Origin of the sequence: Nonomuraea sp. NPDC049607, assembly GCF_040675375.1 — a bacterium.
In the GTDB taxonomy this organism is placed as follows: Bacteria; Actinomycetota; Actinomycetes; order Streptosporangiales; family Streptosporangiaceae; genus Nonomuraea.
Genome location: NZ_JBFAOV010000021.1, coordinates 74,972 through 96,716, shown reverse-complemented (window position 1 = coordinate 96,716; position 21,745 = coordinate 74,972). Strand labels below are relative to the sequence as shown.

Below are 21,745 nucleotides of genomic sequence, written 5' to 3'. Positions count from 1 at the left end.
ACTCGTGCCGAAAGGGGGCGCGTTATGTCGCTGATTGTCGAGGTTGTCCGGTCGGGGTTCGTGGAGTCCACGCATCAGGCCCGCATGTTGACCGTGGACGCGCGGGGCGTGCCCGTGGAGACGCGGGGAGCGGTGCACGTGCCGGCCTCGCCGCGATCGTCGATGAAGCCGCTGCAGGCGCTCGGCATGATGCGCAACGGCCTCCAGCTGGAGGGGGAGCTGCTGGCGCTGGCCTGCGCCTCGCACTCCGGTGAGGCGTTCCACGTGGACGGCGTGCGGAACATCCTGGCCGGAGCGGGCCTGGATGAGTCCGCCCTGCTGTGTCCGGAGGACCACCCGTTCGAGCGCACCTCGACCGAGTTCGGCAGGGTCTACATGAACTGCTCCGGCAAGCACGCCGCCATGCTGGCCACCTGTGTGCTCAACGACTGGCCGCTCACGACGTATCTGGAGCCCGCGCACCCGCTCCAGCGTGCGATCCGGGCGACGGTCGAGGACCTGACCGGCGAGCGCGTGGCCGCCTCCGGCGTGGACGGCTGCGGCGCGCCGCTGTTCTTCGTGTCGATGCTCGGCGTCACCAAGGCGTTCAGGGCGTTCCCGCTGGCGGCGGAGGGCTCGCACGAGCGGCGGATCTTCGACGCCATGCGGACCTACCCCGAGTGGACGTCCGGCACCGACCGGCCCGAGGCCAAAATCATGCGGGCGATCCCCGGGCTGATGCTGAAGGCGGGCGCGGAGGCGTTCGACGCGTTCGCGTTCGAGGACGGCCGGGCCGGCACGATCAAGGTCGAGGACGGCTCCACGCGGGCCCGCGTGCCCGTCACCGTGGCGGCCCTGCGCTCGCTCGGCCTGGACGCCCCCGAGCTGGCCGAGCTGGCCCGGCCGGCGCTGCTGGGCGGCGGCCGGCCGGTGGGCGAGCTGCGGATCCGCTAGAGGCTGCGGAACTGGCGGCTGGCGGAGATGGCCCCCGAGGTCGTCGTGGTGAACGTGCGCATCGACCCGGCGAACTTGGACAGGTCCCACTCCGCCGGCCCGTGGTACCAGTAGAGGTTGTCGGCCTGGTGGCCGTTGCCGGTCACCGAGGCCACCACCCGCGCCCAGTGCTCGACCCCGTCGAAGATCACCGCGTACGGCAGGTAGCGCGAGAACAGCTCCACCCGGTGCTGCTCGGGCACCTCGCCCAGGTCGCCGGAGAACAGGTACTCGCGGAAGCCCATCGTGTGCGCGAGCGCGGCCGAGCCCTTGGCGGTCTTGGCCGGCATGTACTGGCCGCCGACGGCCAGCGCGCCGCCCGCGATGACCAGGGCCAGTCCCAGCAGCCCGTACGTGGTGAACCAGGCCAGCCCGACCGTGGCCAGCAGGCCCAGCCCGATCAGCACGACGCCGATCGTCGTCCACCGGGTGCGCTCGGTGTCGGGACGGCGGGCGAACCAGCCCTGCGCGACCACGTCGGTGTAGAGCGCGTCGCGCACCTTGCCCAGATGGCCGGTGAACGAGCCGGACAGCTGTGACAGCAGCACCGTGTCGCGCCCGTCGAAGACGGCGTCGTACAGGGCCCGCTCGTACGGCAGCAGCGCGTTGACCGGCGCGTTCGGCAGCCTGACCAGCATCCAGTCGGGAGCGTCGTAGGCCTGGCGGGGCTGCTCGTCGATCCGCAGGTAGCCGCGGACGGCCAGGTCGACGATGGTGGCGGTGACGTCGACCACGTCGGCCTGCTCGTCCACCAGCGTGCCGATCTGGCCGGGACGCACGCCGTCCGGCGGGGTGAAGTGCCCGTTCTGGATGGGATCGACCGTGCCCTTCTCATGGCCCGCGACCCGGGCGTCCCGGCCGCGGGTCCAGTAGAGTAGGCCGACGCCGCCGAGCAGCAGCACCAGCAGGCCGGCCAGGGCGCCGCCGGTGACCAGGTCGAGGGTGAACGCCGAGGCCAGCGAGAAGCGCCTCTCCAGGATGGGCGCCCCGGAGCTGGAGCCCTTGGGGTAGCCGACGACCACCGTCAGGGCCTGGCCCGGCGCGAGGTTCTCCTGCTCGAAGTCGGCCTGCGTGCCGGTGTGGTCCATCGTGGCCGCGGTGCAGCCGATGGCCGAGGTCAGGTCGCCGGCGAAGCACGACAGGTTCTGCACCTGGCCGGGCCCGTGGACCTGGACGGTCGCCTTGGCCACGGCGACGTTCCAGCCGCTGACGGCGAACCAGCGCAGCTCCTCGACGCCGCCGGAGGTGGTCACCGCGCCCTTGACGTCGTACTCGACGGTCTGGCCCGTCACCGTCAGGACGTCGCCGTCGAGCTTGCCGCCCTTGACGTTGGCGACCTGGTAGACGCGGTCGTTGCCGTCGTCGTAGCGGGTCCTGGTGAGGAGGGTGCGCTTGAGGCCGCCGGACGCTCCGGTGATCTTCTCGACCACGTGGAGCGTGCCGTCCTTGGCGAGCGTCATCGTCACCTGGTCCGTGATCCCGGCCTCCGCCAGGGCGGGGGTGGCCAGCAACGTCAGCGCGGTGGCTCCCAGGGCGGCCAACGTGAGTCTGAAACCCGTCATGGCGGGACATCGTAGCGGTTGCGGGTGTCAATCCAGGGTGATGCCGTCGGCCGCCCGGCGTACGCTCTCGGGCGAGGCGGCCATGCCGGGGTTCTCCAGGGCGAGAGCCTGGTTGAGGGCGACGTAGGGCCGCATGCGCCGCTCGTACCGGTCGAACGCCCCCTCGGGGGCCCGGCCCAGCTCCTCGGCCAGCACGTACGCCCCCACCAGGGCCAGACTGGTGCCCTGCCCCGACAGCGGCGAGGGGCAGTAGCCGGCGTCGCCGATCAGCGCCACCCTGCCCTTCGACCAGCGGTCCATCTCGACCTGGGCCATGGCGTCGAAGTAGAAGTCGTCGGCCCGCCACATGGCCTCCAGCAGCTTGGGCGCCTGCCAGCGCAGCCCCGAGCAGTGCTCCTGGACCAGGCGCTTCTGCTGCTCGACGTCGCGGTGGTCGTAGCCGAGCGGGCCCGCGGCGAAGCCCATGTTGACCTTCATCACCGCCGTGTCCCGGTCGCTGAACAGGCCGAACCCGGCCTCACCCTCCCGGTGCCAGACCTGCCAGTGGTCCAGGCCGAGGAAGTTGTCGGCGGTGTAGATGGAGACGTACATGCCGAGGTGCTTGAGGAAGGGCTGCTCCGGGCCGAAGGTCAGCTTCCTGACGTTGGAGTGCAGGCCGTCGGCGCCGATCACGTAGTCGTAGCGTTCCCGGACGCCGCTGTCGAAGGTCACGTCCACGCCTTCGTCGTCCTGGGTGAGGGTGGCGACGGAGTCGCCGTACCGGCAGGGGGCGTCGGTGACGGCGTCGAGGATGGCGGTGAGGTCGTCGCGGGCGATCTCGACGTCCGGGCTGTCGAGCCGGCCGCCGCTGACGGTCTCCTCGGTGCTGCGCATGATCTCGTTGCCGTCGCCGTCGTGCATGGACATGCCGCGCATGGTCGTCCGGGCCGCCCTGACCTGCTCCAGGATGCCCATGCGGTCGGCCACGACCAGGGCGGCGCCCCGGAGGTCGACGGCCTGGCCGCCCTTGCGCGGGCGCGGGGCGCGCTCGACGAGCGTGACCTCGAAGCCGCGCCGCCGCAGCCAGTGGGCCAGGGCGGGACCCCCGACGCTCGCCCCCGAGACGAGAACCTTCATGGTGCGCTCCTTGCTGTTGACGTTGTACGCGGAACTGAATGTACGACGTACATACAGCAGTTCACAAGGCTGCGCTGATAAGATCTGTACTAGTACAGAGAGAGGGACGAGATGACCGCTCCGCCTTACGCGCGCATCGTCGAGGACATCAGGCGGCGCATCGCCGACGGCCGCCTGCGGCCCGGCGACCGGGTGCCCTCCACCAGGCAGCTCGCCCGCGACTGGGAGGTCGCGCTCGCCACGGCGGCCAAGGCGCTGACGGTGCTGGCCCAGCAGGGCGTGGTGGTGGCCGAGCCGCGCGTCGGCACGGTCGTGGCCGAGATCCGCGGCGGCGGGGCGCGGCGGGCCCCCGTCCCGTCCGGCGACGACCTGACCCGCGACCGCATCGTGGCCGCCGCCGTCGAGATCGCCGACGCCGACGGGCTCGCCGAGCTGACCATGCGCGGCGTGGCGGGCCGGCTCGGCGTGGCCACCATGTCCCTCTACCGGCACGTCGGCGGCAAGGACGACCTGGTCATGCTCATGATCGACCAGGTGATCCGCGAGTTCCCGCTGCCCGACCCGCCGCCCGACGGATGGCGGGCCAGGCTGGAGACCGCCGCCCGGGTGCAGTGGGCGGGCTACCGCACCCACCCGTGGATGGCCAGGGTCACGTCACTGACCAGGCCGCTGCCCTCGGCCAGCCTGATCGCCCACACCGAGTGGGTCATGCGCACGCTGGAGGGCTCGCCCCTCGACCCCATGAGCAAGATGCACGTGCACACCCTGCTGTTCAGCTTCGTCCAGGGCCTGGCCGCCAACATCGAGATGGAGCAGCAGGCCCAGGCCGCGACCGGGCTGACCGCCGACGAATGGATGACCAGCAGGGAAGGGGAGCTCCAGGCGCTGGCGGAGTCGGGGCGGCTGACCGCCTTCACTGGCGTCGTCGAGGAGCTGGGCGGCGAGTTCGACCTCGACCTCGACCGGCTCTTCGCCTTCGGCCTCGACGCGCTGCTCGACGGGCTCGCCGGGCTGGTCGAAGGGCGCTAGTCGGAGATCGCGATGCGCAGCCGGCGGAAGCCGCGCCCCTTGCTCTCGATCTTGGCCACCTTGATGCGGCCGATCTGCTTGGTCGAGGCCACGTGGGTACCGCCGTCGGCCTGCGTGTCGAGGCCCACGATGTCGACGATGCGCACGTCCTGGACGGCCTCGGGCACCAGGTTCGTGGCCGTGCGGATGATGTCGGGGATCTCGAACGCCTCCCGCCTGGGCAGCACGCGCACGTCGATGCGCCGGTCGGCGACGATCTCGGCGTTGCAGGCGTCCTCGACGGCCTCCTTGAAGCCGGGCGGCACCTCGGGCAGGTTGAAGTCCATGCGGGCGCTCAGCTCGTCCATGTTGCCGCCGGTGACCAGGCAGCCGTAGTCCCTGAACACCACGCCGCACAGCACGTGGAGCCCCGAGTGCGTACGCATGAGCGCCGACCGGCGGGCGTCGGCCACGGCCGCCTCCACCACCGTGCCGGCGGGCGGGATCGGGTCGCCCTCGGCGGGGATCAGGAAGAGGTCGTCGCCTTTGCGCACCCCGACGATGCGCGTCTCCACACCCTGCCAGACCAGAACTCCGTGATCGGCCGGCTGGCCGCCCCCGCCTGGATAGAATGCCGACCTGCTCAGCACGATCCCCTCAGGCGTCGCGTCCAGCACGACGGCTTCGAAGTCCCGCAGGCTCTGGTCGGACAGTTCGAGCCGCTGCGTGCGTCCGTGGAGGTCGGCGGTCATATCGGCAGCCTAGTGCCCCGGGGTGATAATGCGTGGCCTGATGCTTCGAGGAAGAATCGCCCCGGTCGTCGCGATAATGGGGATTTTTGCTGGAGTTTCGGCATGTAGTAGTGCAGTGGCCGGTACGCCGCCGCAGCGGGCGCCCGAGGCCGTCCCTCCGGCCCGCCCGGCGGTCCCGGTGATGATGTTCGTGGGTGACAGCTTCACGGTCGGCTCAGGGCCCGTGCCGCCCTGGCGGACCTACGCCTCGGAGTCGGCGCGCCTGCTCGGCTGGCAGCCGGTGATCGCCGGCGCCGGTGGCACCGGCTACCTCAACGAGGGCAAGGTGGGCCGCACGTTCCGGCGGTCGTTCGAGGAGGAACTGGCCTGGCGGCCGGCCCCCGACGTGCTGGTCATCTCCGGCGGCCACAACGACCAGCGCTGGAGCACCGGGCAGGTGCGCGAGGCGGCCACCGGCCTGCTCGCCGAGGTGCGCCGCCGCTGGCCGGTCACCAAGGTCGTCATGGTCGGGCCGATCTGGCTGGAGGACACCCCGGCCAAGGCCTATCGCGTGCGCGACGCCCTGGCGGAGGTGGCGGACGCCGCGGGGGTGCCGTTCCTCGACCCGATGCGCCGCAAATGGGTGACCGGCAGGCCGTCGGAGACGGTGTTGCCCGACGGCGTGCATCCCACGTTCGCCGGGCACGAGCGCATCGCCGCGTGGCTGGCGGGCGAGCTGGCCTGATCTACCAGGGGCCGTAGGGGCCGCTGTTGCCGCGGCCCATGCCCTTGACGGCGGGCTTCACGTCGACGATGTAGATGGTGGCGGCGATGACGGCCAGGATGGAGAACAGGCCGATGCCGTTGAGCCCGATGAACCTGAAGCCGCCGACCAGCATGAAGTCGTTGAAGTAACCCAGCGCACCGCCGCCGGAGAGCAATGTCGCCAGCGCGAGGATGAGCAGCCAGATCTTCTTCTGCAGCTTGCCCGCCGAGACGAACGCGTTGGTCGGCACCCGCGCCGCGTGGACCAGCGCGTAGACCGACATGCCGAAGATGACGGCGGCGAGCACCAAGAAGAGGAAGTTGAAAAGGCCGTTGATCATATTCATGTTGCTGGCTCCACCCAACGCCGCGAAGAAATCGGCCCCAGCCTAATAGGCGTCCCCGACAAGCGGGCACCGGAAGAGAAAAGGGCCCGCCTCCGGGGAGGCGGGCCCTTTCGCTCGGTCAGGCCTTGGCCCGAGGGGCGCGGGTCGTCTTCTTGACGGGCTCGGCGACGGGCGGCTCGGCGGCCTCCGACACCTCCTCCAGCTCAAGGGCGGCCTCACCGGTCGTCTTGCTGACGACCTTGCGGCCACGGCTGGCGAAGTCCTCGTAGACCTCGGTGGCCTTGTTGCTCAGCTGGTCGGCGTACTCGCGGGCCTTTTCGGGGAACTCGCGGACGAAGCCCTCGGCCTTGTCGGCGTACGCGCGGGTCTTCTCCGGCAGGTCCTTGGCCAGCTCCGAGCGGCGGGACTGGAGCTGGCGGAGCTGCTCGGGCAGCTCGCGCAGCTTCTCCACGGCGAAGTCGCCGGCGCCCGCGAACGCGTAGAAGGGCTTGGAGTCGGTGAGCTTCTTGACCTCGGTGGCGAGCGTCATGGGTTAACCTTCCTTGGTTTCCTGGGTGACGGTCCCGTTGCCGGGGGAGGCCGCGTAGGGCTCAAGCGCGGCGAGATACTCCTCGGGCAGCGGCGGCTCGTCGTCCGCGGTGGAGTCGTGCTGAGGGCGGGCGTTCTGGGAGGTCTGCTCGCCCTCGGTGCGGTTCTCCTTGCGGAACGATTCATAGATGTCGATCAGCACCTGGCGCTGGCGCTCGGTGAGCAAGGTGTCGGCGTTGATCGCGGTGATCACGTCGCTCGGCGGCTCCCGGTCCTCGATGAGGCCGGCCTGCACGTAGAGCGCCTGCGAGGAGATCCGCAGACCCTTGGCGATCTGGTTGAGGATCTCCGCGCTCGGCTTGCGCAGCCCGCGCTCGATCTGGCTGAGGTAGGGGTTGGAGACCCCTGCCGCCTGCGCGAGCTGGCGCAGCGAGATCTTCGCCTGTTGCCGTTGCTCGCGGATGTATTCGCCGATCGAGCCGACCTTCGGTAGTGCCATACCGACAGTCTGCCGTCCCGTGCTTGCAATTGCAAACGGAATGGCTAACACCAGCAAGCAGTCAGAGCTGGTAGACCCACAGGAAGGGTGTGGCGGTGAGCAAGCTCACAGAGAGGGCGAGGTAGCCGTACCGGACAGATGCTGACAATTCCGGCGCCGGCTTGATCAGGCGGTCCACCCGGGCCATGACGTGGTGCGCGTGCACGCCGAGCATGCCCTGCGGGGTCGGCATGGCGCCGGCCGTACCGAACCTGAGCAGCGCCGTGGCCAGCCTGCGCGGCGAGCAGTAGCGGCGGGCACGGTCGTCGGCAGCCATCTCGATCAGCAGCTCCACCTGAGCCTGCGCGTCGGCCACCACCTTCGACCAGGGCAGCGCACGGCGCAGCGCGGCGAACGGCAGCAGCACCAGATCGTGCCGCTCGCGCACGTGGGCGGCCTCGTGCGCCAGCACGGCCGCCATCTCGTCGGGCGACAGCAGCTCCAGCGCGCCCGCGCTGACCACGACCTGCGAGCGCAACCCCGGCACGCAGTACGCCGCCGCACTCGGATGGTCGAGCACCCGCACCCCGGGAACGCCGGGATCGTCGCGGGAGATGAGCGCGAGCAGCACACGATGCCGCCGCCGCGCGCGCAACGCCTGCACGCCGGCCGTCAGCAGCACCACGACCAGCACCGCCAGCGAGGTGAGACCGGCGATCATGGCCAGCACGTGCAGCGGGTCCCACGCCTCGGACGGCGTCTCCCCACGCGCGAAGGCGATCAGCCCCGGCAGCACGCCCACGTCGTAGGGCGTGACCGCGTAGGCCAGCATGGCGCCGGTGGTGGCCAGGCCCCAGGCCACGCCCAGGGACTGCCAGACGATGATGGCGAGTTTCGGGGCGCGGGAGGTCCACCGGGCCGTCGTGAAACGCCAGGAGCCGAGCGCGCACGCCGTGGCGAGCGCCGCTAGCACCGCTGCCGTGATCACTCTTCCTCCAGCTCCGTGAGAGCTCTCCGCAGGATCTCCGCCTCCGGGCCCGACACGGCCTGGGCGAAGCGGGTCAGGGCGGCCGAGCGGTCGCCCGTCAGGTCCAACGCCTCAAGCATAAGCTCGGCGATGTAGGCGTCACGGCTCGCGGCCGGTTCGTAACGCCACGCGCGGCCGTCCCTGGTCCGATCCAGGAAGCCCTTGCGCGTGAGGCGGTCGAGTACGGTCATCACCGTCGTGGGGGCGAGGTCGCGATCGGCAATGAGCCTGCCGACCTCGCGGGCGGTCAACGCGCTGTGCTCCGCCCAGAGGATGTCCATGATGCTGCGCTCAAGCTCGCCAAGACCCTTCACGCCCTTCAGGGTAGCTCTACAAAGCGTCGAGCTGGCATCCGGGAGCGGCAAGTGGCGACGCGGAACCGCGGCTGGCAGGCTGGGTGAGATGAATGTCACGTTGGTGCAGGGAGACATCACCGAGCAGCGGACCGACGCGATCGTGAACGCGGCCAACTCCTCCCTGCTCGGCGGCGGAGGCGTCGACGGCGCCATCCACCGGCGCGGCGGGCCGGAGATCCTGGCGGAGTGCAGGCAGTTGCGCGCCGGGCACCTCGGCGGGGGCCTGCCGACCGGCCAGGCCGTCGCCACCACCGCCGGGCTGCTGCCGGCCCACTGGGTGATCCACACGGTGGGGCCGGTCTACTCCAGGTCGCAGGACCGCTCCGAGCTGCTGGCCGCCTGCCACCGCGAGTCGCTGCGGGTGGCGGACGCGCTGGGCGCCAGGACGGTGGCCTTCCCCGCGATCTCCACCGGCATCTACGGCTGGCCGCTCGACGACGCCGCGCGCATCGCCGTGACCGCCGTGCGCGCGGCCGGGACGTCGGTCGAGGAGGTCAGGTTCGTGCTGTTCGACGCCGCGGCCTACGAGGTGTTCCGCGGGCAGCTCTCCTCATAGCCGAGGTGTCCCGCGGGCAGCCCTCCTCCTAGCGCGGGTCCACCGCCGACCAGGGCAGGGTGAGCTCGCCGAGCCGCCACCTCGCCGGGCCGCCGAGCGGCGGGCGCACCGCCACCGGCCACTGCCCGGCAAGCAGCCGTACGGACGCCAGCCAGCGCTGCCGCAGCCCGTGCACCCCATAAGGGGCGCTGACCGCCCACGCGTGGTCGAAGTCGCGCAGGAACGCATGGATACGCTCACCCGGCACGTTCCGGTGGATGAGCGTCTTCGGCAGGCGGTCGGCCAGGTCCGAAGGCCGCTCGAAGGCGTCGAAACGGGCGGAGAACGTCAGTGTGTGCGGGCCGTCGGGGGACAGGCCCACCCAGATCGCCCGCCGTCCGGTCTCGGAGGAGGTGCCCTCGACCAGGACGCCGCCGGGGGCCAGCCTGCCGCAGAGCACGTCCCAGTAGTGCCACGCCTCCGCCTCGCCGTACTGGCGCAGCACGTTGAAGGCGCGTACCAGCGTCGGCGGGCGGGGGACGGGCAGCTCGAAGCCGCCGAGCGCGAAGCTCAGCCCCTCCCGCTCGTACGGCTTGGCCAGGGCCACCCTGGCCGGGTCGATCTCGATGCCGACCACCTCGACGTCGGGCGCGACCGCGCGCAGCCGGGTGAACAGCTCAAGCGTGGTCGTGTGCGAGGCGCCGTAGCCGAGGTCGACGACGAGCGGGCGGACGGCGGCGCGCAGGGCCGGGCCGTGCACGGCGGCCGTCCAGCGGTCGACCCGGCGCAGCCGGTTGTGCCACGTCGTGCCGCGCGTGATCGCGCCGACCGGTCTGGCCATCCGGCTCAGCCACCGCTGACGCGGTGCACCTTGTGCTGGGCGGCCTGGGCGCGCGGCCTGATCACCAGGCGGTCGATGTTGACGTGGGACGGGCGCGTCACGCACCAGGCGATGGCGTCGGCCACGTCCTCGGAGGTCAGCGGGCCGGGGACGCCCTCGTACACGCGGGCGGCGGCCGTCTCGTCGCCGCGGAAGCGGGTGACCGCGAAGCCCTCGCTCCTCACCATGCCCGGCGCGATCTCGACCACCCGGACCGGCTGCCCGACCAGCTCAAGGCGGAGCGTCTCGGCCATCGCGGACTGGGCGTGCTTGGCCGCGACGTAGCCGCCGCCGCCCTCGTACGAGACCAGGGCCGCGGTCGAGGTCAGCATCACCAGGACGCCGTCGCCGGACGCCACGAGTTTGGGGATCAGTGCCTGGGTCATGCGTAGGGAGCCGAGTACGTTCGTGTCGTACATCTGCTGCCAGTCGTCGAGAAGGCCGTCCGTGACCGATTCCATGCCGAGCGCGCCACCGGCGTTGTTGACCAGCACGTCGCAGCGGTCGAGCGAGCCGACCAGCGCGTCAACCGACTCCTGAGAGGTCACGTCAAGCGTCACCGGCCTGATCGAGGGCACCTCCGCGGCCAGCTTGTCCAGCCGGTCGCGGCGCCGTGCGCCCGCCACCACCGCATAGCCTTCAGCGGCGAGCCGCCGCGCGGTCGCCTCGCCGATCCCGCCGCTCGCCCCGGTCACCACTGCCGTTCTCTGCATGCCCTCATCCTGCCAGGGCGAACGCGGTGCGAACCGCGGCAGGGAATGTCGAAAAAATCTGGATAGTTGTATTCCGCTTGGAGGTGATGTCGAGTGAGGCGACGACGGGTCAGCCGGGTCGCGACCATCAGCATGCACACATCGCCATTGGACCAGCCCGGCACGGGCGACGCCGGTGGCATGAACGTGTACATCGTCGAGTCGGCCAGGAGACTGGCGCAACTCGGCGTGGAGGTGGAGATCTTCACCAGGGCCACCGCCCGCGACCAGCCGCCCGTGGCCGAACTCGCCCCCGGCGTGCTGGTGCGCCACCTGACGGCCGGGCCGTACGAGGAGATGGACCGCGCCGACCTGCCCGGGCAGCTCTGCGCGTTCCTGTCCGAGGTGCTGCGCACCGAGGCCATGTACGACCCGGGCCGCTACGACGTCATCCACTCCCACTACTGGCTGTCCGGGCAGGTCGGCTGGCTGGCCAAGGAGCGCTGGGGCGTGCCGCTCGTGCACACCATGCACACCATGGCCAAGGTCAAGAACCTGCTGCTCGCCCAGGACGACAAGCCGGAGCCCCAGGCCCGCGTGGTGGGCGAGGAACAGGTCGTCGAGATCGCCGACCGCCTCGTGGCCAACACCGCCGACGAGGCCCGCGAGCTCATGGACCTGTACGGCGCCTCCAAGCAGCGCGTGGCCGTCGTGAACCCCGGCGTCAACCTCACCGTCTTCCAGCCCGCCTCACAGGGCGCCGCCCGGCAGCGGCTGGACCTGCCGCAGGACGCCCGCGTCCTGCTGTTCGTGGGCCGCATCCAGCCGCTCAAGGCCCCCGACGTGCTGCTGCGCGCGGCCTCGCGCATGCTCATCGACGACCCCTCGCTGCGCGGCCGCCTGGTCGTGGCGTGCGTCGGCGGGCCGTCCGGCAACGGGCTCGCCCGGCCGTCCATCCTCACGGAACTGGCCGGTGAGCTGGGCATCTCCGACGTCGTCCGGCTCGTGCCGCCGGCTCCGCAGGAGGAACTGGCCGACTGGTACCGGGCGGCGGACGTGACCGTGGTGCCGTCGTACAGCGAGTCGTTCGGGCTGGTGGCCCTGGAGTCGCAGGCGTGCGGGACGCCGGTCGCCGCGGCGGCGGTGGGCGGACTGCGCACCGCGGTGGACGACGGTGTCTCCGGGGTGCTGGTGGACGGGCACGATCCGGACGAATGGGCCCGTGTCCTGCATCGTCTGGTCACCACGCCGGAATGGCGTGAGCAGTTGTCGCGGGGGGCCCGTACGCACGCGGCCGCCTTCGGCTGGCAGGCGACGGCGGGACGGCTCATGGAGGTGTACGCGGGCGCCGTCGCGAATCTGCACAAGGTGCCCGTGGCGCTCAACTTCTAGCGGGCCTCATGGCCGTACGGCGCGCGCTCCTAAGCTGTATCCCATGCGCGATGTCGTCGAAGCCGCGCTCAAGGCCGCGGACGTCTCCTACGACGAGCCGCGGCCTGGGGCGTTCCTGGTCAAACTGCCCGGACAGCACAAGCTCGCCACTATGACCTGGCTGATCGTCGGCGAGCGGGTGCTGCACGTCGAGGCGTTCTTCTGCCGCCAGCCGGACGAGAACCACGAGGAGTTCTACCGCTGGCTCCTCGGCAAGAACGGCGGCATGTACGGCGTGCACTTCTCCCTCGACCCCGTCGGCGACGTCTACCTCGTCGGCCGGGTGCCGCTGGCCGCCGTCAGCGAGGAGGAGGTCGACCGGCTGCTCGGCTGCGTGCTGACGTACTCCGACGACTGGTTCGACCGGGCTCTGGAGCTGGGTTTCGCCTCGTCCATCAGGCGGGAGTGGGAGTGGCGCGCCAAACGCGGCGAATCCCTGGCCAACCTGCAGGCCTTCGCCCGTTTCGCCGACCCCGGACGGTGACCTCCTGCCGCTCGGCACGGCGGCCATAGGATTGCCGCATGGCGACTTTGGTGCTGCTACGGCATGGTGAGAGCGACTGGAACGCGAAGGGCCTGTTCACCGGTTGGGTGGACGTCAGCCTGTCGGCCAAGGGCGAGGACGAGGCCCGGCGCGGCGGCCGGCTCCTGCAGGAGGCCGGTCTGCGGCCGGACGTCCTGCACACCAGCCTCATGACCCGGGCCATCCAGACGGCCCAGCTCGCCCTCGGCGAGGCCGACCTGCTCTGGCTCCCGGTCAAGCGCAGCTGGCGGCTGAACGAACGCCACTACGGGGCCCTGCAGGGCAAGAACAAGGCCCAGACGCGCGAGGAGTTCGGCGACGAGCAGTTCATGCTCTGGCGCCGCTCGTACGACGTGCCGCCGCCGCCCATCGCGGACGACGACGAATACTCCCAGGTCGGCGACCCCCGCTACGCCCTCCTTCCGCCGGAGCTCATGCCGCGCACGGAGTGCCTGAAGGACGTCGTCGACCGCATGCTCCCGTACTGGTACGACGAGATCGTGCCCGATCTGGCGGCCGGGCGCACCGTGCTGGTGGCCGCGCACGGCAACTCCCTCAGGGCGCTGGTCAAGCACCTCGACGGCATCGGCGACGAGGAGATCGCGGGGCTCAACATCCCTACGGGGATTCCGCTGGCGTACGAGCTGGACGCCGACTTCCGGCCGAAGGTGCGGGGCGGCCGCTACCTCGACCCGGAGGCCGCCAAGTCCGCCATCGAAGCAGTCGCCAACCAAGGCCGCTGACACGTCCCGAGGGCAAGCCCCCGGCCCTCAAGCCAGGGGCTTCGCCCTGGGGCGCTGCGCGGCACTCTTCTACGGGGGCAAGCCCCGCACCCCCGTGCGAGGGGACTCCCGTCCCCTCGCGCTCCCCGGCGTTGGCCTGGGTGCGCCCGACGGCCGGTTCAGGACGGATCAGGCTGCCACGGCCGGCTTGACGTGCCCGGACGTCCGATCCAGGGCAGGGCTCGAAGCTGTGGGCGAGTGGGCCGTCGGAGCGGGAAGCTATGTCACTGATGCCGGACAGTGAAATGTGTGGGCCGTTCTGCGCCAAGGTGCCTATGCTTTCGGGGATGTGAGCACCTCTGCCAGAGCTGAGCGCTCCTGCCCTCTTCCTTCCCCCGGTGAAGCCGGCGTTCCAGGTGGGACGGTCTGACCGTGCCCATGTGGGAGCCCCACGTCTCGCGCGGACTCGTACGCGTGGTCGAAGCGTCCTGTTGTGAGGAGTACGTCCTGTGCTTCGAAGCGGCGCAGTTCTTCGTACGGCGGGTCGCCGAGCGAGGGGATTACGAGGAGACCGCCAGGGGGCCGTACGCCCGGGCCGCCGCGGTTTGGGGTGAACTGGCGCGGCGGCATGTGTGCAGGAGCCGGGCAGGCGGTCTCGTGACGTGATCAGAGCGAGACGCTCGTCAACCAGAACGTCGGACGCGGGATCAGAACGTCGGGCGCAGGACCAGGCTGACGAACCCGAAGACGTCCCGGTAGACGCGCAGCCATTCGGCGCGGTGCGTGTTGGCCGTCGTGATCGCCTCGCACCGGTCTGGATGGTCGGGATTGTCCAGAGCCCATGAAGCCAGCGACCCCGTCCAGGCCCATTCGTAGTCGTCGAGCTCCTGGCGCGTGCTGATGTGGCCGTGCACCGGCATCCAGCCATCGGCGGTGACGCGGTCCATCAGGGTCGGCAGGTCGGTGAGCTCGCCCAGCATCTCCACCGCCTCGGGCGAGGGCTCACGGGCCCAGAAACCCTCCCCGACCAGGACGCGTCCGCCGGGAGCCAGGTGCTCGCGCGCCGCCGCGAGCGTGGGCAGCAGGCCGCCGAACGCGTGCGTCGCCCCGACGCTGATCACCAGGTCGAACGCGTGCGGGGAGCTGAACTCGGCGGCGTCCTCACGATGGAGGACGAGACGGTCCCGGACGCCGAGCGCCTCCGCGCTCTCCGCGGCGTGGGCCAGCGCGCCCTCGGCGACGTCCACGCCCTCCGCCTGCAGTTTGGGGTACGCCCCCAGTGCGCGCAGCAGCCACTCGCCGCCGCCGCAGCCGAGGTCGAGCACGCGTGAGTCGCCCTGGGGGAGGGCGCGGTCCAGAAGGCGGCGCACCGAGTCGTCGTCGAGCGGAGCCGCGATCGGATGATCCGCATGGGCGAGTCGGGAGATCTGTTCACGATTCACCGGCGGAGCCTGCCACAGGCGGAGACCACGCCGCACCCGCTTTTCCCCAGGACGCGGGGCGTTTCACAGGTATCTGAGCGCGCTCGCCGCTGTTTGTCCAGCCGGATCGCGCGTCCCGTGACTCCCACGCCGAAGGGCAGGCGAAGCCGGGCGGCACCCCCCGGATGGTGCCGCCCGGCTTCGGGAAGCGGCTAGCTGGGACGGGCGCCGGTGACCATGTAGACGACGTCCCCCGCCACGCGCACCGCGTGGTCGGCGTACCGCTCGTAGTACCGGCCGATCAGCGTGATGTCGATCGCGGGCTCCACCCCGTGCTGCCAGTCCTTGGCCAGGATGTTGCGGAACAGCCGCCGGTGCAGCCGGTCCATCGCGTCGTCGTCCTGCTCCAGCTCAAGGGCCGACTCGACGTCCCTGGACGCCACGCAGCTGCCGGCCTTGGTGACCAGGTTCTCGGCGATCTGCCCCATTTCCACGATGGTCGAGCGCGTCTCGGGCGGAATCGCCGAGTCGGGGTGCCGCAGCCGGGCCACCTTGGCCACATGGACGGCGAGGTCGCCCATGCGTTCGAGGTCGGTGCCCATGCGCAGCGCCGTGATGACCATTCGCAGGTCCACCGCTACCGGCTGCTGCCTGGCCATCAGCTCGAAGATCGACGTCTCGATGTCGGCGAAGATGGCGTTCACCTCCTGGTCGCGGGAGATGACGCTCTCGGCGAGCTGGAGGTCGGCGTCGAGGAGGGCCGTGGTGGCACGGGAGATGGCCGAGCGGACCAGCCTCGTCATCTCGACCAGCTTGCCCGTCAGGAGATCAAGTTCTTCATGGTACGCGTCGCGCATGTCGTCACCGTACGTGGCGCTTGATGAACGAACCTCTACTGCGAGATGAACTTTCCAGGAAAGGGCCGTTCATCCGCAGGTGAGAGGTCTGTCCCTTGGACTTCGCCACCTACCATCGGAGGCATGAGTGAGATGGCCATGAGCTTCGCGGCCCTGGCCGGGTTCGTCGTGGGAGCCCTGGCGGTCCTGTTCTACAGGAACCAGATCGAGGCTCCGAAGAGGACCGATTCAGCCGACGGCGTCGAGACCGGAGCGGCGCTGCCGCAGGGCGTGGCCTCCGTGCTCGCCGTGCTCCCCTCGTCCGCCGTCGTGCTCGACGCGCACGACCGCGTGCTGCGCGCCAGCTCGGCCGCGCGCGCGTTCGGGCTGGTCAAGGGCGACAGGCTGATGGCCGCGGAGCTGCTCGCACTGGCGAGACAGGTACGCCGCGACGGCGAGATCCGCGAGAGCGAGATCGACGTCGCCGGTCACAAGTTCGGCCAGGAGACGACGAACTTCGCCGTCCGCGTCGCCCCCCTCGGCTCCTACGGCCAGGTGCTGGTGCTGGCCGAGGACCAGACCGAACGGCGCAGGGTCGAGGCCGTGCGCCGCGACTTCGTCGCCAACGTCAGCCACGAGCTGAAGACGCCCGTGGGCGCGCTGAGCCTGCTGGCCGAGACCATCCAGGACGCCGCCGACGACCCCGAGGCGGTCACCCGCTTCGCCGGGCGCATGCAGCACGAGGCCGCCCGGCTCACCTACCTGGTCCAGGACCTGATCACGCTGAGCAGGATCCAGGGCGCCGAACCCATCCCCACCCCGGGCCAGGTCGCCATCGACGAGGCCATCCACGACGCCATAGACCACTGCAACACCAAGGCGGTGGCCAAGGACATCACGCTGGTCACCGGCGGCACCGAGGGGCTGCGCATCTGGGGGGACGACGAGCTGCTCGTCACCGCCCTGCGCAACCTCATCGACAACGCCGTCGCCTACAGTCCCGAGCACACGCGGGTCGTGGTCAGCGTCCGTCCGGCCGGCGACTCCGTCGAGATCAGCGTCAGCGACCAGGGCATCGGCATCCCCGAGGAGTCTCTGGAGCGCATCTTCGAGCGCTTCTTCCGCGTAGACGCGGCCAGATCACGGGCGACCGGCGGCACCGGGCTCGGCCTGGCCATCGTCAAGCACGTCGCCGCGGCCCACGCGGGCGAGGTGTCCGTCTGGAGCAAGGAAGGCTCCGGCTCCACCTTCACCCTCCGTCTGCCCGCCTTCGGCGGCACGGCGGTGGCAGTACCACCCTCGATTCCCCTGGAGGCCGCAAAATGACCAGAGTCCTAGTGGTTGAGGATGAGGAGTCCTTCTCCGACGCCTTGTCCTACATGCTGCGCAAGGAGGGCTTCGAGGTGTCGGTCGCGGCGACCGGGCCCGAGGCGCTCGACACCTTCGACCGTAACGGCGCCGACCTCGTCCTGCTCGACCTGATGCTGCCCGGCCTGCCGGGCACCGAGGTGTGCCGTTCGCTGCGGCAGCGCTCGAAGGTGCCGGTCATCATGCTGACCGCCAAGGACAGCGAGATCGACAAGGTCGTGGGCCTGGAGCTGGGTGCCGACGACTACGTCACGAAGCCGTTCTCCTCGCGGGAGCTGGTGGCGCGCATCCGCGCGGTGCTGCGCCGTCAGGGCGACGTGGTGGAGGAGCTGGAGACCGCCGTCCTGGCCGTCGGCCCGGTGCGCATGGACGTCGACCGGCACGTCGTCGCGGTCCGCGGCGAGCAGGTGCAGCTGCCGCTGAAGGAGTTCGAGCTGCTGGAGGTGCTGCTGCGCAACGCCGGCCGGGTGCTCACCCGCGGCCAGCTCATCGACCGCGTCTGGGGCGCCGACTACGTGGGCGACACCAAGACCCTCGACGTCCACGTCAAGCGCCTGCGCGCCAAGATCGAGGCGGACCCGTCCAACCCGCGCTGCATCCTCACCGTGCGCGGCCTGGGCTACAAGTTCGACGCCGCCGAGGAATGAACGACCCTTGTTCTGGTACGTGGGTTCGTACCAGAACAAGGGTTTTTTCATGCCGTCAGTGGGCCTCTTCGGTGGCCTCGGGAGTGGCGGACGCCGAGGGCGTCGGAGCCGGGGTGGCGTTGGGGGCGGCGGGGTAGTCCTTGAACTCACGGCTGCGCGTGACCACAGGGACGGTCAGGGACACTGTCCCGGCGTTGGCGAACTGGAGGTCCAGGCGGATGCTCTCGCCGCCTCTGAGGCTCGTGGAGATGCCCTCCAGCATCAGCTGCGGCTGCGGCTTGCCGGTGTTGACGAGCTGGTTCGGGGGAAGCTGGATCGGCGTGGCGACCTTCACGGCCCCGACCGAGCCCGCGGAGACGGCCTGGAGGGTGTCGGCGGCGTTCGCGGTGTTGAGGATGTTCAGGTAGATCGGGGCCGAACCACGCCAGGCGAGCTGGGCGCCGGAGTCGGGGCCGAGGATGAACGCCTGCGGGATGTGAATGCCGCGCGTGCCATAAGCACCCTGGTCGATGAGTGCGACCGCCTCGTTAGGGGCGTACGGCTTGTTGGTGTTGGCGTCGAATCCTGCCCCGCAGCCCGCGAGCACGGGGGCTGCCAAGAACGCGGCGGCTACGACAATCCAGCGACGGCTGGTCACGTGCGGGTTCTCCTTGGTCTTGCGCGGTAAGGCGCATGCGTGTTGGGCAGCGCCTACCATATCCACCTGAATCCATGGTCATATCCGCACCCCTGCAGGTCATTCGCTATGTCCGGAAATGCGATTCATACAGTCGAGGACTTGTCAAGCCCCAATATGCGGCTTTGACCTGCAGTTATGAGGATTTCACTGTTCCGGGAGCCTGTGGACGCGTGGTACCCTGGAGTACAGCGGAAGGGGTACTTGTCACATGACTTTCCAGGTCGGCGACACTGTCGTCTACCCCCACCATGGGGCTGCTCGGATCGAAGCAATCACGACGCGATCCATCAAGGGTGAGGAAAAGACCTACCTGGTGCTCAAGGTCGACAAGGGCGACCTTACCGTCCAGGTGCCAGCAGAAAACGCGGAACTCGTCGGTGTGCGCGACGTCGTCGGCCAGGAAGGCCTTGAGCGGGTTTTCGATGTTCTTCGGATGCCGCACACGGAAGAGCCGACCAACTGGTCGCGCCGTTACAAGGCGAACCTGGAGAAGCTCGCGTCCGGCGATGTGAACAAGGTTGCGGAGGTGGTTCGCGACCTGTGGCGTCGCGACCGCGAGCGCGGCCTGTCAGCGGGTGAGAAGCGCATGCTCGCGAAGGCTCGTCAGATTCTGGTCAGCGAGCTCGCGCTCGCCGAGAAGACCAACGAGGACAAGGCTGAGGCCCTGCTCGACGAGGTTCTCAACTCCTGAACACGAATCTTCCACGGGTGGGCGTCGGAGTCGACGTCCACCCGTTCGCTTCTGCCGACTCGGGGCGTGAGCTCAGCCTCGCCGGCCTTCACTGGCCGACGGAGATCGGGCTCGACGGCCATTCCGACGGCGACGTCGCCGCGCATGCCGCCTGCGACGCGCTGCTGTCCGCGGCCGGCCTGGGCGACCTGGGCGGGCTGTTCGGCACGTCCGACCCTCGCTGGGCGGGGGCTTCAGGGGTCACGCTGCTGGAGGAGACCGCCCGCCAGGTGCGCGCGGCGGGCTTCGAGATCGGCAACGTGGCCGTCCAGGTGATCGGCAACCGTCCCAAGATGGCTCCTCGGCGTACCGAGGCCGAGCTGGCGCTCAGCGGCGCCGTGGGGGCGCCTGTGAGCGTCTCGGCCACCACTACCGACGGGCTCGGGCTCACCGGGCGCGGCGAGGGGATCGCCGCCATCGCGACGGCTGTCGTGGCCAACCTTTCCTAGGCGTTCCGCGTCATATGTGTGGGATACGTGAGGGTGTCCCGGCGGGTCGTCGCCGAACCCGCCAACTGTGGGGGCGGCGGTTCGTCACTGGCGCGGTACGGACCGCCGCCTTCCGGGGGTAGTTTTCCCAGGTGTCGGGTATGTCCACCTCTAAGACATGTGAACGTCTCGGGGGGAGCTACACATGATCGGCGCGATCGTTTCCGCAGTAGTCATCGGCGCAATCGTCGGTGCGCTGGCCCGGCTGATAGTGCCCGGCAGGCAGAACATGTCCATCGGCCTGACGCTCATTGTCGGTATCGTGGCCGCGCTGATCGGCACGCTGATCGCACAGGCGTTCGGCTGGGCCGACACCAAAGGCATCGACTGGCTCGAACACATACTCCAGCTCGTGCTGGCGGTGGTCGGCGTACTCCTGGTGACGCGGCTGGGCGCCGGACGCGGCGGACGCAGCGGGCGAACCACGACCTGACCTGGTCATTCGTAAAGCCGGCGCATAATCGCCGGCGATCGGGTAGCGAAGCACCCCGTGAGAGTGAACGGCTCACCCTCACGGGGAGGTTTCGTGTCATGACCATTCAGTCCATCCTTGGCGCCATCGTGATTGGCGCCGTCATCGGCGCAATCGGTCGCCTGCTGCTTCCCGGCAGGCAGGCCATCGGGTGGATCCTCACCATCGTCGTCGGCATCGTCGCCGCCCTGCTGGGCACGCTCATCGCCCAGGTCCTCGGCGTCGAGACGACCCCCGGCATCGACTGGATCGAGCTGGTGATGCAGGTCGTCCTGGCGGTCGTCGGTGTCGGCCTGGTCGCCGGACTGCGGCGCGGCTCCAGGGTCTAGCGCAGGCGCGGGGCAGACGAGATAGACGTACACGAAACGGCCCGTCCGGGATGATCCCGGACGGGCCTCTCAGTTTTCGGGGCGTCGGTCGGCGCCCTGGCTCATTCCTCGGGGTCCGGCGGGCGCGGAGTGCTGCGCAGGCGGCCGGACGGGGCCCGGGTGTCCTCGTGGACCACCGGGTGCGGCGCGGTGTCCTCAGAGTCGCTGTGGCGCGTCTGGGGCCCGTCGTCGGCCGGACGGTCGCCGAGGTCGTCCTCGATCACGGGGACGGGCTGGGTGTCGACGTCACGGGTGTCGACGTCGCGCGTGCCGGTGCGCGGGTGGACCAGGACGTCGGTCGGCTTGACCCGGTCGCCCCACCGGACCGGCCGCTTCAGCGGCTCGGGTTCGGGTTCGGGCTCGGGCGCGGGTTCGGGCTCCGGCTCCGGCTCCGGCTCGGGCTCGGGCTCCGGCTCCGGCTCCGGCTCCGGTTCTTGCGGTAAGGCCCGCCACTCGGACACCTGGGCCGGGACCGGCGGCGTCTCCGGCGCGGCCGTGGGCCCGACCAGCGGCGTGGGCTCCAGCACGGGCGGAGGCGCCTCCGTCACGAGCGGCGGCGGTGTGTCGGCCGCCCGGCCCGGATGGAAGGGCACGAGGTCGTCCTCGTCCTCCTCGCGCGCCGCACCCCGGTGCGCCTGGACGTGCTTGATCAGCAGCAGCCAGAGCCACAGGGCCAGGGCCAGCATGACCCAGGGGGCCAGGGCCACGCCCACGGCCACCTGGCGCGCGTCGAAGGTGAACCGCAGCGCGGTCGCCACGTTGGCCGCCGCGGCGGCCACGATGAGCAGGACCAGCACGGTGGCGGCCTGCGCCCGCACCAGCGGCCGGGCGGGCCGCAGCAGCAGCACGCCGAGCAGCGCGACCACGAGCAGCGCGTCGAAGGCGGCCGGGTAGAGGAAGGCGAGGTCCTGCCGCGCCTCGCCGGTGATGGCCAGCGCACGCAGATCGTCGAAGGACAGCGCGCAGGCGGCTCCGGTAAGAGCGGCCACCGCGAGCCCCGCCAGGGCGATGCCCAGGCGACGGAGCGTAGAGGGGGGAGTCACGTCCATGGCGCCTTCGAGAC

At 70.4% G+C, this 21,745-nt stretch carries 27 protein-coding genes; 13 read left to right on the top strand and 14 right to left on the bottom strand.

The annotated features are described in order from the left end of the window. Positions 1-24: 24 nt before the first annotated feature. Entirely contained in the window at positions 25-933 is a 909-nt protein-coding gene (locus tag AB0J97_RS33270; protein ID WP_364096052.1) for an asparaginase, read from the top strand. On the opposite strand, the gene AB0J97_RS33265 is transcribed toward AB0J97_RS33270, so the two are convergent. After that, complete coding sequence (locus AB0J97_RS33265; protein ID WP_364096049.1) at positions 930-2,534, bottom strand: DUF2207 domain-containing protein; 1,605 nt, start codon at positions 2,532-2,534, stop codon at positions 930-932. The two genes, AB0J97_RS33270 and AB0J97_RS33265, sit on opposite strands and share 4 nt — an antisense overlap. 27 nt (positions 2,535-2,561) lie before the next feature. Further along, positions 2,562-3,650: an FAD-dependent monooxygenase gene (locus AB0J97_RS33260; protein WP_364096046.1), complete on the bottom strand. Its 1,089-nt coding sequence runs from the start codon at positions 3,648-3,650 to the stop codon at positions 2,562-2,564. A 111-nt stretch (positions 3,651-3,761) separates the two neighbouring features. Between AB0J97_RS33260 and AB0J97_RS33255 the strand changes: the two genes are divergently transcribed. Next, positions 3,762-4,679: a TetR/AcrR family transcriptional regulator C-terminal domain-containing protein gene (locus AB0J97_RS33255; protein WP_364096043.1), complete on the top strand. Its 918-nt coding sequence runs from the start codon at positions 3,762-3,764 to the stop codon at positions 4,677-4,679. On the opposite strand, the gene AB0J97_RS33250 is transcribed toward AB0J97_RS33255, so the two are convergent. After that, positions 4,676-5,410, bottom strand: coding sequence for an alanyl-tRNA editing protein (locus AB0J97_RS33250; protein WP_357706226.1), 735 nt, complete (start codon positions 5,408-5,410; stop codon positions 4,676-4,678). The genes AB0J97_RS33255 and AB0J97_RS33250 overlap by 4 nt on opposite strands. 115 nt (positions 5,411-5,525) lie before the next feature. Here AB0J97_RS33250 and AB0J97_RS33245 point away from each other — a divergent pair, with 115 nt between their 5' ends. After that, positions 5,526-6,134 (top strand): SGNH/GDSL hydrolase family protein, encoded by a 609-nt coding sequence (locus AB0J97_RS33245; protein WP_357706227.1) that lies wholly within the window; start codon positions 5,526-5,528, stop codon positions 6,132-6,134. A 1-nt stretch (position 6,135) separates the two neighbouring features. Here the strand turns inward: AB0J97_RS33245 and AB0J97_RS33240 are convergent, their stop codons facing one another. The 5 genes from AB0J97_RS33240 to AB0J97_RS33220 form a co-directional block, all read right to left on the bottom strand. Then, positions 6,136-6,501 carry a DUF2516 family protein gene (locus AB0J97_RS33240; protein ID WP_364096039.1) on the bottom strand — a complete coding sequence of 122 codons (366 nt, stop codon included), beginning with the start codon at positions 6,499-6,501 and terminating at the stop codon, positions 6,136-6,138. A gap of 118 nt (positions 6,502-6,619) precedes the next feature. Next, positions 6,620-7,030: a hypothetical protein gene (locus AB0J97_RS33235; RefSeq protein WP_357706229.1), complete on the bottom strand. Its 411-nt coding sequence runs from the start codon at positions 7,028-7,030 to the stop codon at positions 6,620-6,622. Positions 7,031-7,033: 3 nt separating this feature from the next. Continuing rightward, the gene (locus tag AB0J97_RS33230) at positions 7,034-7,528 is read right to left on the bottom strand and encodes a helix-turn-helix transcriptional regulator (protein ID WP_357706230.1); all 495 of its coding nucleotides are present in this window, start codon (positions 7,526-7,528) and stop codon (positions 7,034-7,036) included. A 61-nt stretch (positions 7,529-7,589) separates the two neighbouring features. After that, positions 7,590-8,495, bottom strand: coding sequence for a M56 family metallopeptidase (locus AB0J97_RS33225; RefSeq protein WP_364096035.1), 906 nt, complete (start codon positions 8,493-8,495; stop codon positions 7,590-7,592). Further along, the gene (locus tag AB0J97_RS33220; protein WP_357706232.1) at positions 8,492-8,848 is read right to left on the bottom strand and encodes a BlaI/MecI/CopY family transcriptional regulator; all 357 of its coding nucleotides are present in this window, start codon (positions 8,846-8,848) and stop codon (positions 8,492-8,494) included. Before AB0J97_RS33220 ends, AB0J97_RS33225 begins: the two co-directional genes overlap by 4 nt. Before the next feature lie 88 nt (positions 8,849-8,936). Here AB0J97_RS33220 and AB0J97_RS33215 point away from each other — a divergent pair, with 88 nt between their 5' ends. Then, on the top strand, positions 8,937-9,446 hold the full coding sequence (locus AB0J97_RS33215) for an O-acetyl-ADP-ribose deacetylase (protein ID WP_364096031.1): 510 nt from the start codon (positions 8,937-8,939) through the stop codon (positions 9,444-9,446). Between the two features lie 28 nt (positions 9,447-9,474). On the opposite strand, the gene AB0J97_RS33210 is transcribed toward AB0J97_RS33215, so the two are convergent. Further along, entirely contained in the window at positions 9,475-10,266 is a 792-nt protein-coding gene (locus AB0J97_RS33210; RefSeq protein WP_357706234.1) for a class I SAM-dependent methyltransferase, read from the bottom strand. A gap of 5 nt (positions 10,267-10,271) precedes the next feature. Continuing rightward, positions 10,272-11,018 (bottom strand): SDR family NAD(P)-dependent oxidoreductase, encoded by a 747-nt coding sequence (locus AB0J97_RS33205; RefSeq protein WP_357706235.1) that lies wholly within the window; start codon positions 11,016-11,018, stop codon positions 10,272-10,274. 93 nt (positions 11,019-11,111) lie between these two features. Here AB0J97_RS33205 and mshA point away from each other — a divergent pair, with 93 nt between their 5' ends. Genes mshA through AB0J97_RS33190 form a run of 3 tightly spaced genes read left to right on the top strand, consistent with a single transcriptional unit; the run spans position 11,112 to position 13,694 of the window. Further along, the gene (gene mshA, locus AB0J97_RS33200) at positions 11,112-12,389 is read left to right on the top strand and encodes a D-inositol-3-phosphate glycosyltransferase (RefSeq protein ID WP_357706236.1); all 1,278 of its coding nucleotides are present in this window, start codon (positions 11,112-11,114) and stop codon (positions 12,387-12,389) included. A gap of 43 nt (positions 12,390-12,432) precedes the next feature. Continuing rightward, on the top strand, positions 12,433-12,912 hold the full coding sequence (locus AB0J97_RS33195) for a YbjN domain-containing protein (RefSeq protein WP_357706237.1): 480 nt from the start codon (positions 12,433-12,435) through the stop codon (positions 12,910-12,912). A 38-nt stretch (positions 12,913-12,950) separates the two neighbouring features. Then, positions 12,951-13,694, top strand: a complete 744-nt coding sequence (locus AB0J97_RS33190) for a phosphoglyceromutase (protein WP_357706238.1) — start codon at positions 12,951-12,953, stop codon at positions 13,692-13,694. A 686-nt stretch (positions 13,695-14,380) separates the two neighbouring features. On the opposite strand, the gene AB0J97_RS33185 is transcribed toward AB0J97_RS33190, so the two are convergent. Together AB0J97_RS33185 and phoU are read right to left on the bottom strand one after the other, a co-directional pair. Further along, entirely contained in the window at positions 14,381-15,115 is a 735-nt protein-coding gene (locus AB0J97_RS33185) for a class I SAM-dependent methyltransferase (RefSeq protein ID WP_364096025.1), read from the bottom strand. A 191-nt stretch (positions 15,116-15,306) separates the two neighbouring features. Beyond that, positions 15,307-15,951, bottom strand: coding sequence for a phosphate signaling complex protein PhoU (gene phoU, locus AB0J97_RS33180; RefSeq protein WP_357706240.1), 645 nt, complete (start codon positions 15,949-15,951; stop codon positions 15,307-15,309). 123 nt (positions 15,952-16,074) lie between these two features. Here phoU and AB0J97_RS33175 point away from each other — a divergent pair, with 123 nt between their 5' ends. Both AB0J97_RS33175 and AB0J97_RS33170 read left to right on the top strand, forming a co-directional pair. Beyond that, complete coding sequence (locus tag AB0J97_RS33175; RefSeq protein ID WP_364096021.1) at positions 16,075-17,256, top strand: ATP-binding protein; 1,182 nt, start codon at positions 16,075-16,077, stop codon at positions 17,254-17,256. Continuing rightward, entirely contained in the window at positions 17,253-17,945 is a 693-nt protein-coding gene (locus AB0J97_RS33170) for a response regulator transcription factor (protein ID WP_357706242.1), read from the top strand. Before AB0J97_RS33175 ends, AB0J97_RS33170 begins: the two co-directional genes overlap by 4 nt. 55 nt (positions 17,946-18,000) lie before the next feature. Here AB0J97_RS33170 and AB0J97_RS33165 read toward each other — a convergent pair whose 3' ends face one another. Beyond that, positions 18,001-18,582 (bottom strand): copper chaperone PCu(A)C, encoded by a 582-nt coding sequence (locus AB0J97_RS33165; RefSeq protein WP_357706243.1) that lies wholly within the window; start codon positions 18,580-18,582, stop codon positions 18,001-18,003. A gap of 250 nt (positions 18,583-18,832) precedes the next feature. Here AB0J97_RS33165 and AB0J97_RS33160 point away from each other — a divergent pair, with 250 nt between their 5' ends. From AB0J97_RS33160 to AB0J97_RS33145, 4 genes are all read left to right on the top strand, one after another. Further along, positions 18,833-19,315, top strand: a complete 483-nt coding sequence (locus AB0J97_RS33160) for a CarD family transcriptional regulator (RefSeq protein WP_020544658.1) — start codon at positions 18,833-18,835, stop codon at positions 19,313-19,315. Positions 19,316-19,332: 17 nt separating this feature from the next. After that, entirely contained in the window at positions 19,333-19,803 is a 471-nt protein-coding gene (gene ispF, locus AB0J97_RS33155) for a 2-C-methyl-D-erythritol 2,4-cyclodiphosphate synthase (protein ID WP_357706244.1), read from the top strand. A gap of 184 nt (positions 19,804-19,987) precedes the next feature. Then, positions 19,988-20,275: a GlsB/YeaQ/YmgE family stress response membrane protein gene (locus AB0J97_RS33150; RefSeq protein WP_364096016.1), complete on the top strand. Its 288-nt coding sequence runs from the start codon at positions 19,988-19,990 to the stop codon at positions 20,273-20,275. A gap of 98 nt (positions 20,276-20,373) precedes the next feature. After that, positions 20,374-20,643, top strand: coding sequence for a GlsB/YeaQ/YmgE family stress response membrane protein (locus AB0J97_RS33145; protein WP_352355438.1), 270 nt, complete (start codon positions 20,374-20,376; stop codon positions 20,641-20,643). 101 nt (positions 20,644-20,744) lie between these two features. Here the strand turns inward: AB0J97_RS33145 and AB0J97_RS33140 are convergent, their stop codons facing one another. Further along, entirely contained in the window at positions 20,745-21,725 is a 981-nt protein-coding gene (locus AB0J97_RS33140; protein ID WP_364096013.1) for a DUF2637 domain-containing protein, read from the bottom strand. Between the last annotated feature and the right edge of the window lie 20 nt (positions 21,726-21,745).

Bases quoted from the DNA above. Each gene is read 5' to 3' on its own strand.
- AB0J97_RS33255 (WP_364096043.1), top strand. From the start codon at position 3,762: ATGACCGCTCCGCCTTACGCGCGCATCGTCGAGGACATCAGGCGGCGC.
- AB0J97_RS33175 (WP_364096021.1), top strand. From the start codon at position 16,075: ATGAGTGAGATGGCCATGAGCTTCGCGGCCCTGGCCGGGTTCGTCGTG.
- AB0J97_RS33210 (WP_357706234.1), bottom strand. From the start codon at position 10,266: ATGGCCAGACCGGTCGGCGCGATCACGCGCGGCACGACGTGGCACAAC.
- AB0J97_RS33250 (WP_357706226.1), bottom strand. From the start codon at position 5,410: ATGACCGCCGACCTCCACGGACGCACGCAGCGGCTCGAACTGTCCGAC.
- AB0J97_RS33260 (WP_364096046.1), bottom strand. From the start codon at position 3,650: ATGAAGGTTCTCGTCTCGGGGGCGAGCGTCGGGGGTCCCGCCCTGGCC.
- AB0J97_RS33205 (WP_357706235.1), bottom strand. From the start codon at position 11,018: ATGCAGAGAACGGCAGTGGTGACCGGGGCGAGCGGCGGGATCGGCGAG.
- AB0J97_RS33190 (WP_357706238.1), top strand. From the start codon at position 12,951: ATGGCGACTTTGGTGCTGCTACGGCATGGTGAGAGCGACTGGAACGCG.
- AB0J97_RS33235 (WP_357706229.1), bottom strand. From the start codon at position 7,030: ATGACGCTCGCCACCGAGGTCAAGAAGCTCACCGACTCCAAGCCCTTC.
- phoU (WP_357706240.1), bottom strand. From the start codon at position 15,951: ATGCGCGACGCGTACCATGAAGAACTTGATCTCCTGACGGGCAAGCTG.
- AB0J97_RS33195 (WP_357706237.1), top strand. From the start codon at position 12,433: ATGCGCGATGTCGTCGAAGCCGCGCTCAAGGCCGCGGACGTCTCCTAC.
- AB0J97_RS33215 (WP_364096031.1), top strand. From the start codon at position 8,937: ATGAATGTCACGTTGGTGCAGGGAGACATCACCGAGCAGCGGACCGAC.
- AB0J97_RS33145 (WP_352355438.1), top strand. From the start codon at position 20,374: ATGACCATTCAGTCCATCCTTGGCGCCATCGTGATTGGCGCCGTCATC.
- AB0J97_RS33150 (WP_364096016.1), top strand. From the start codon at position 19,988: ATGATCGGCGCGATCGTTTCCGCAGTAGTCATCGGCGCAATCGTCGGT.
- AB0J97_RS33270 (WP_364096052.1), top strand. From the start codon at position 25: ATGTCGCTGATTGTCGAGGTTGTCCGGTCGGGGTTCGTGGAGTCCACG.
- AB0J97_RS33170 (WP_357706242.1), top strand. From the start codon at position 17,253: ATGACCAGAGTCCTAGTGGTTGAGGATGAGGAGTCCTTCTCCGACGCC.
- AB0J97_RS33230 (WP_357706230.1), bottom strand. From the start codon at position 7,528: ATGGCACTACCGAAGGTCGGCTCGATCGGCGAATACATCCGCGAGCAA.
- AB0J97_RS33160 (WP_020544658.1), top strand. From the start codon at position 18,833: ATGACTTTCCAGGTCGGCGACACTGTCGTCTACCCCCACCATGGGGCT.
- AB0J97_RS33240 (WP_364096039.1), bottom strand. From the start codon at position 6,501: ATGAATATGATCAACGGCCTTTTCAACTTCCTCTTCTTGGTGCTCGCC.
- AB0J97_RS33265 (WP_364096049.1), bottom strand. From the start codon at position 2,534: ATGACGGGTTTCAGACTCACGTTGGCCGCCCTGGGAGCCACCGCGCTG.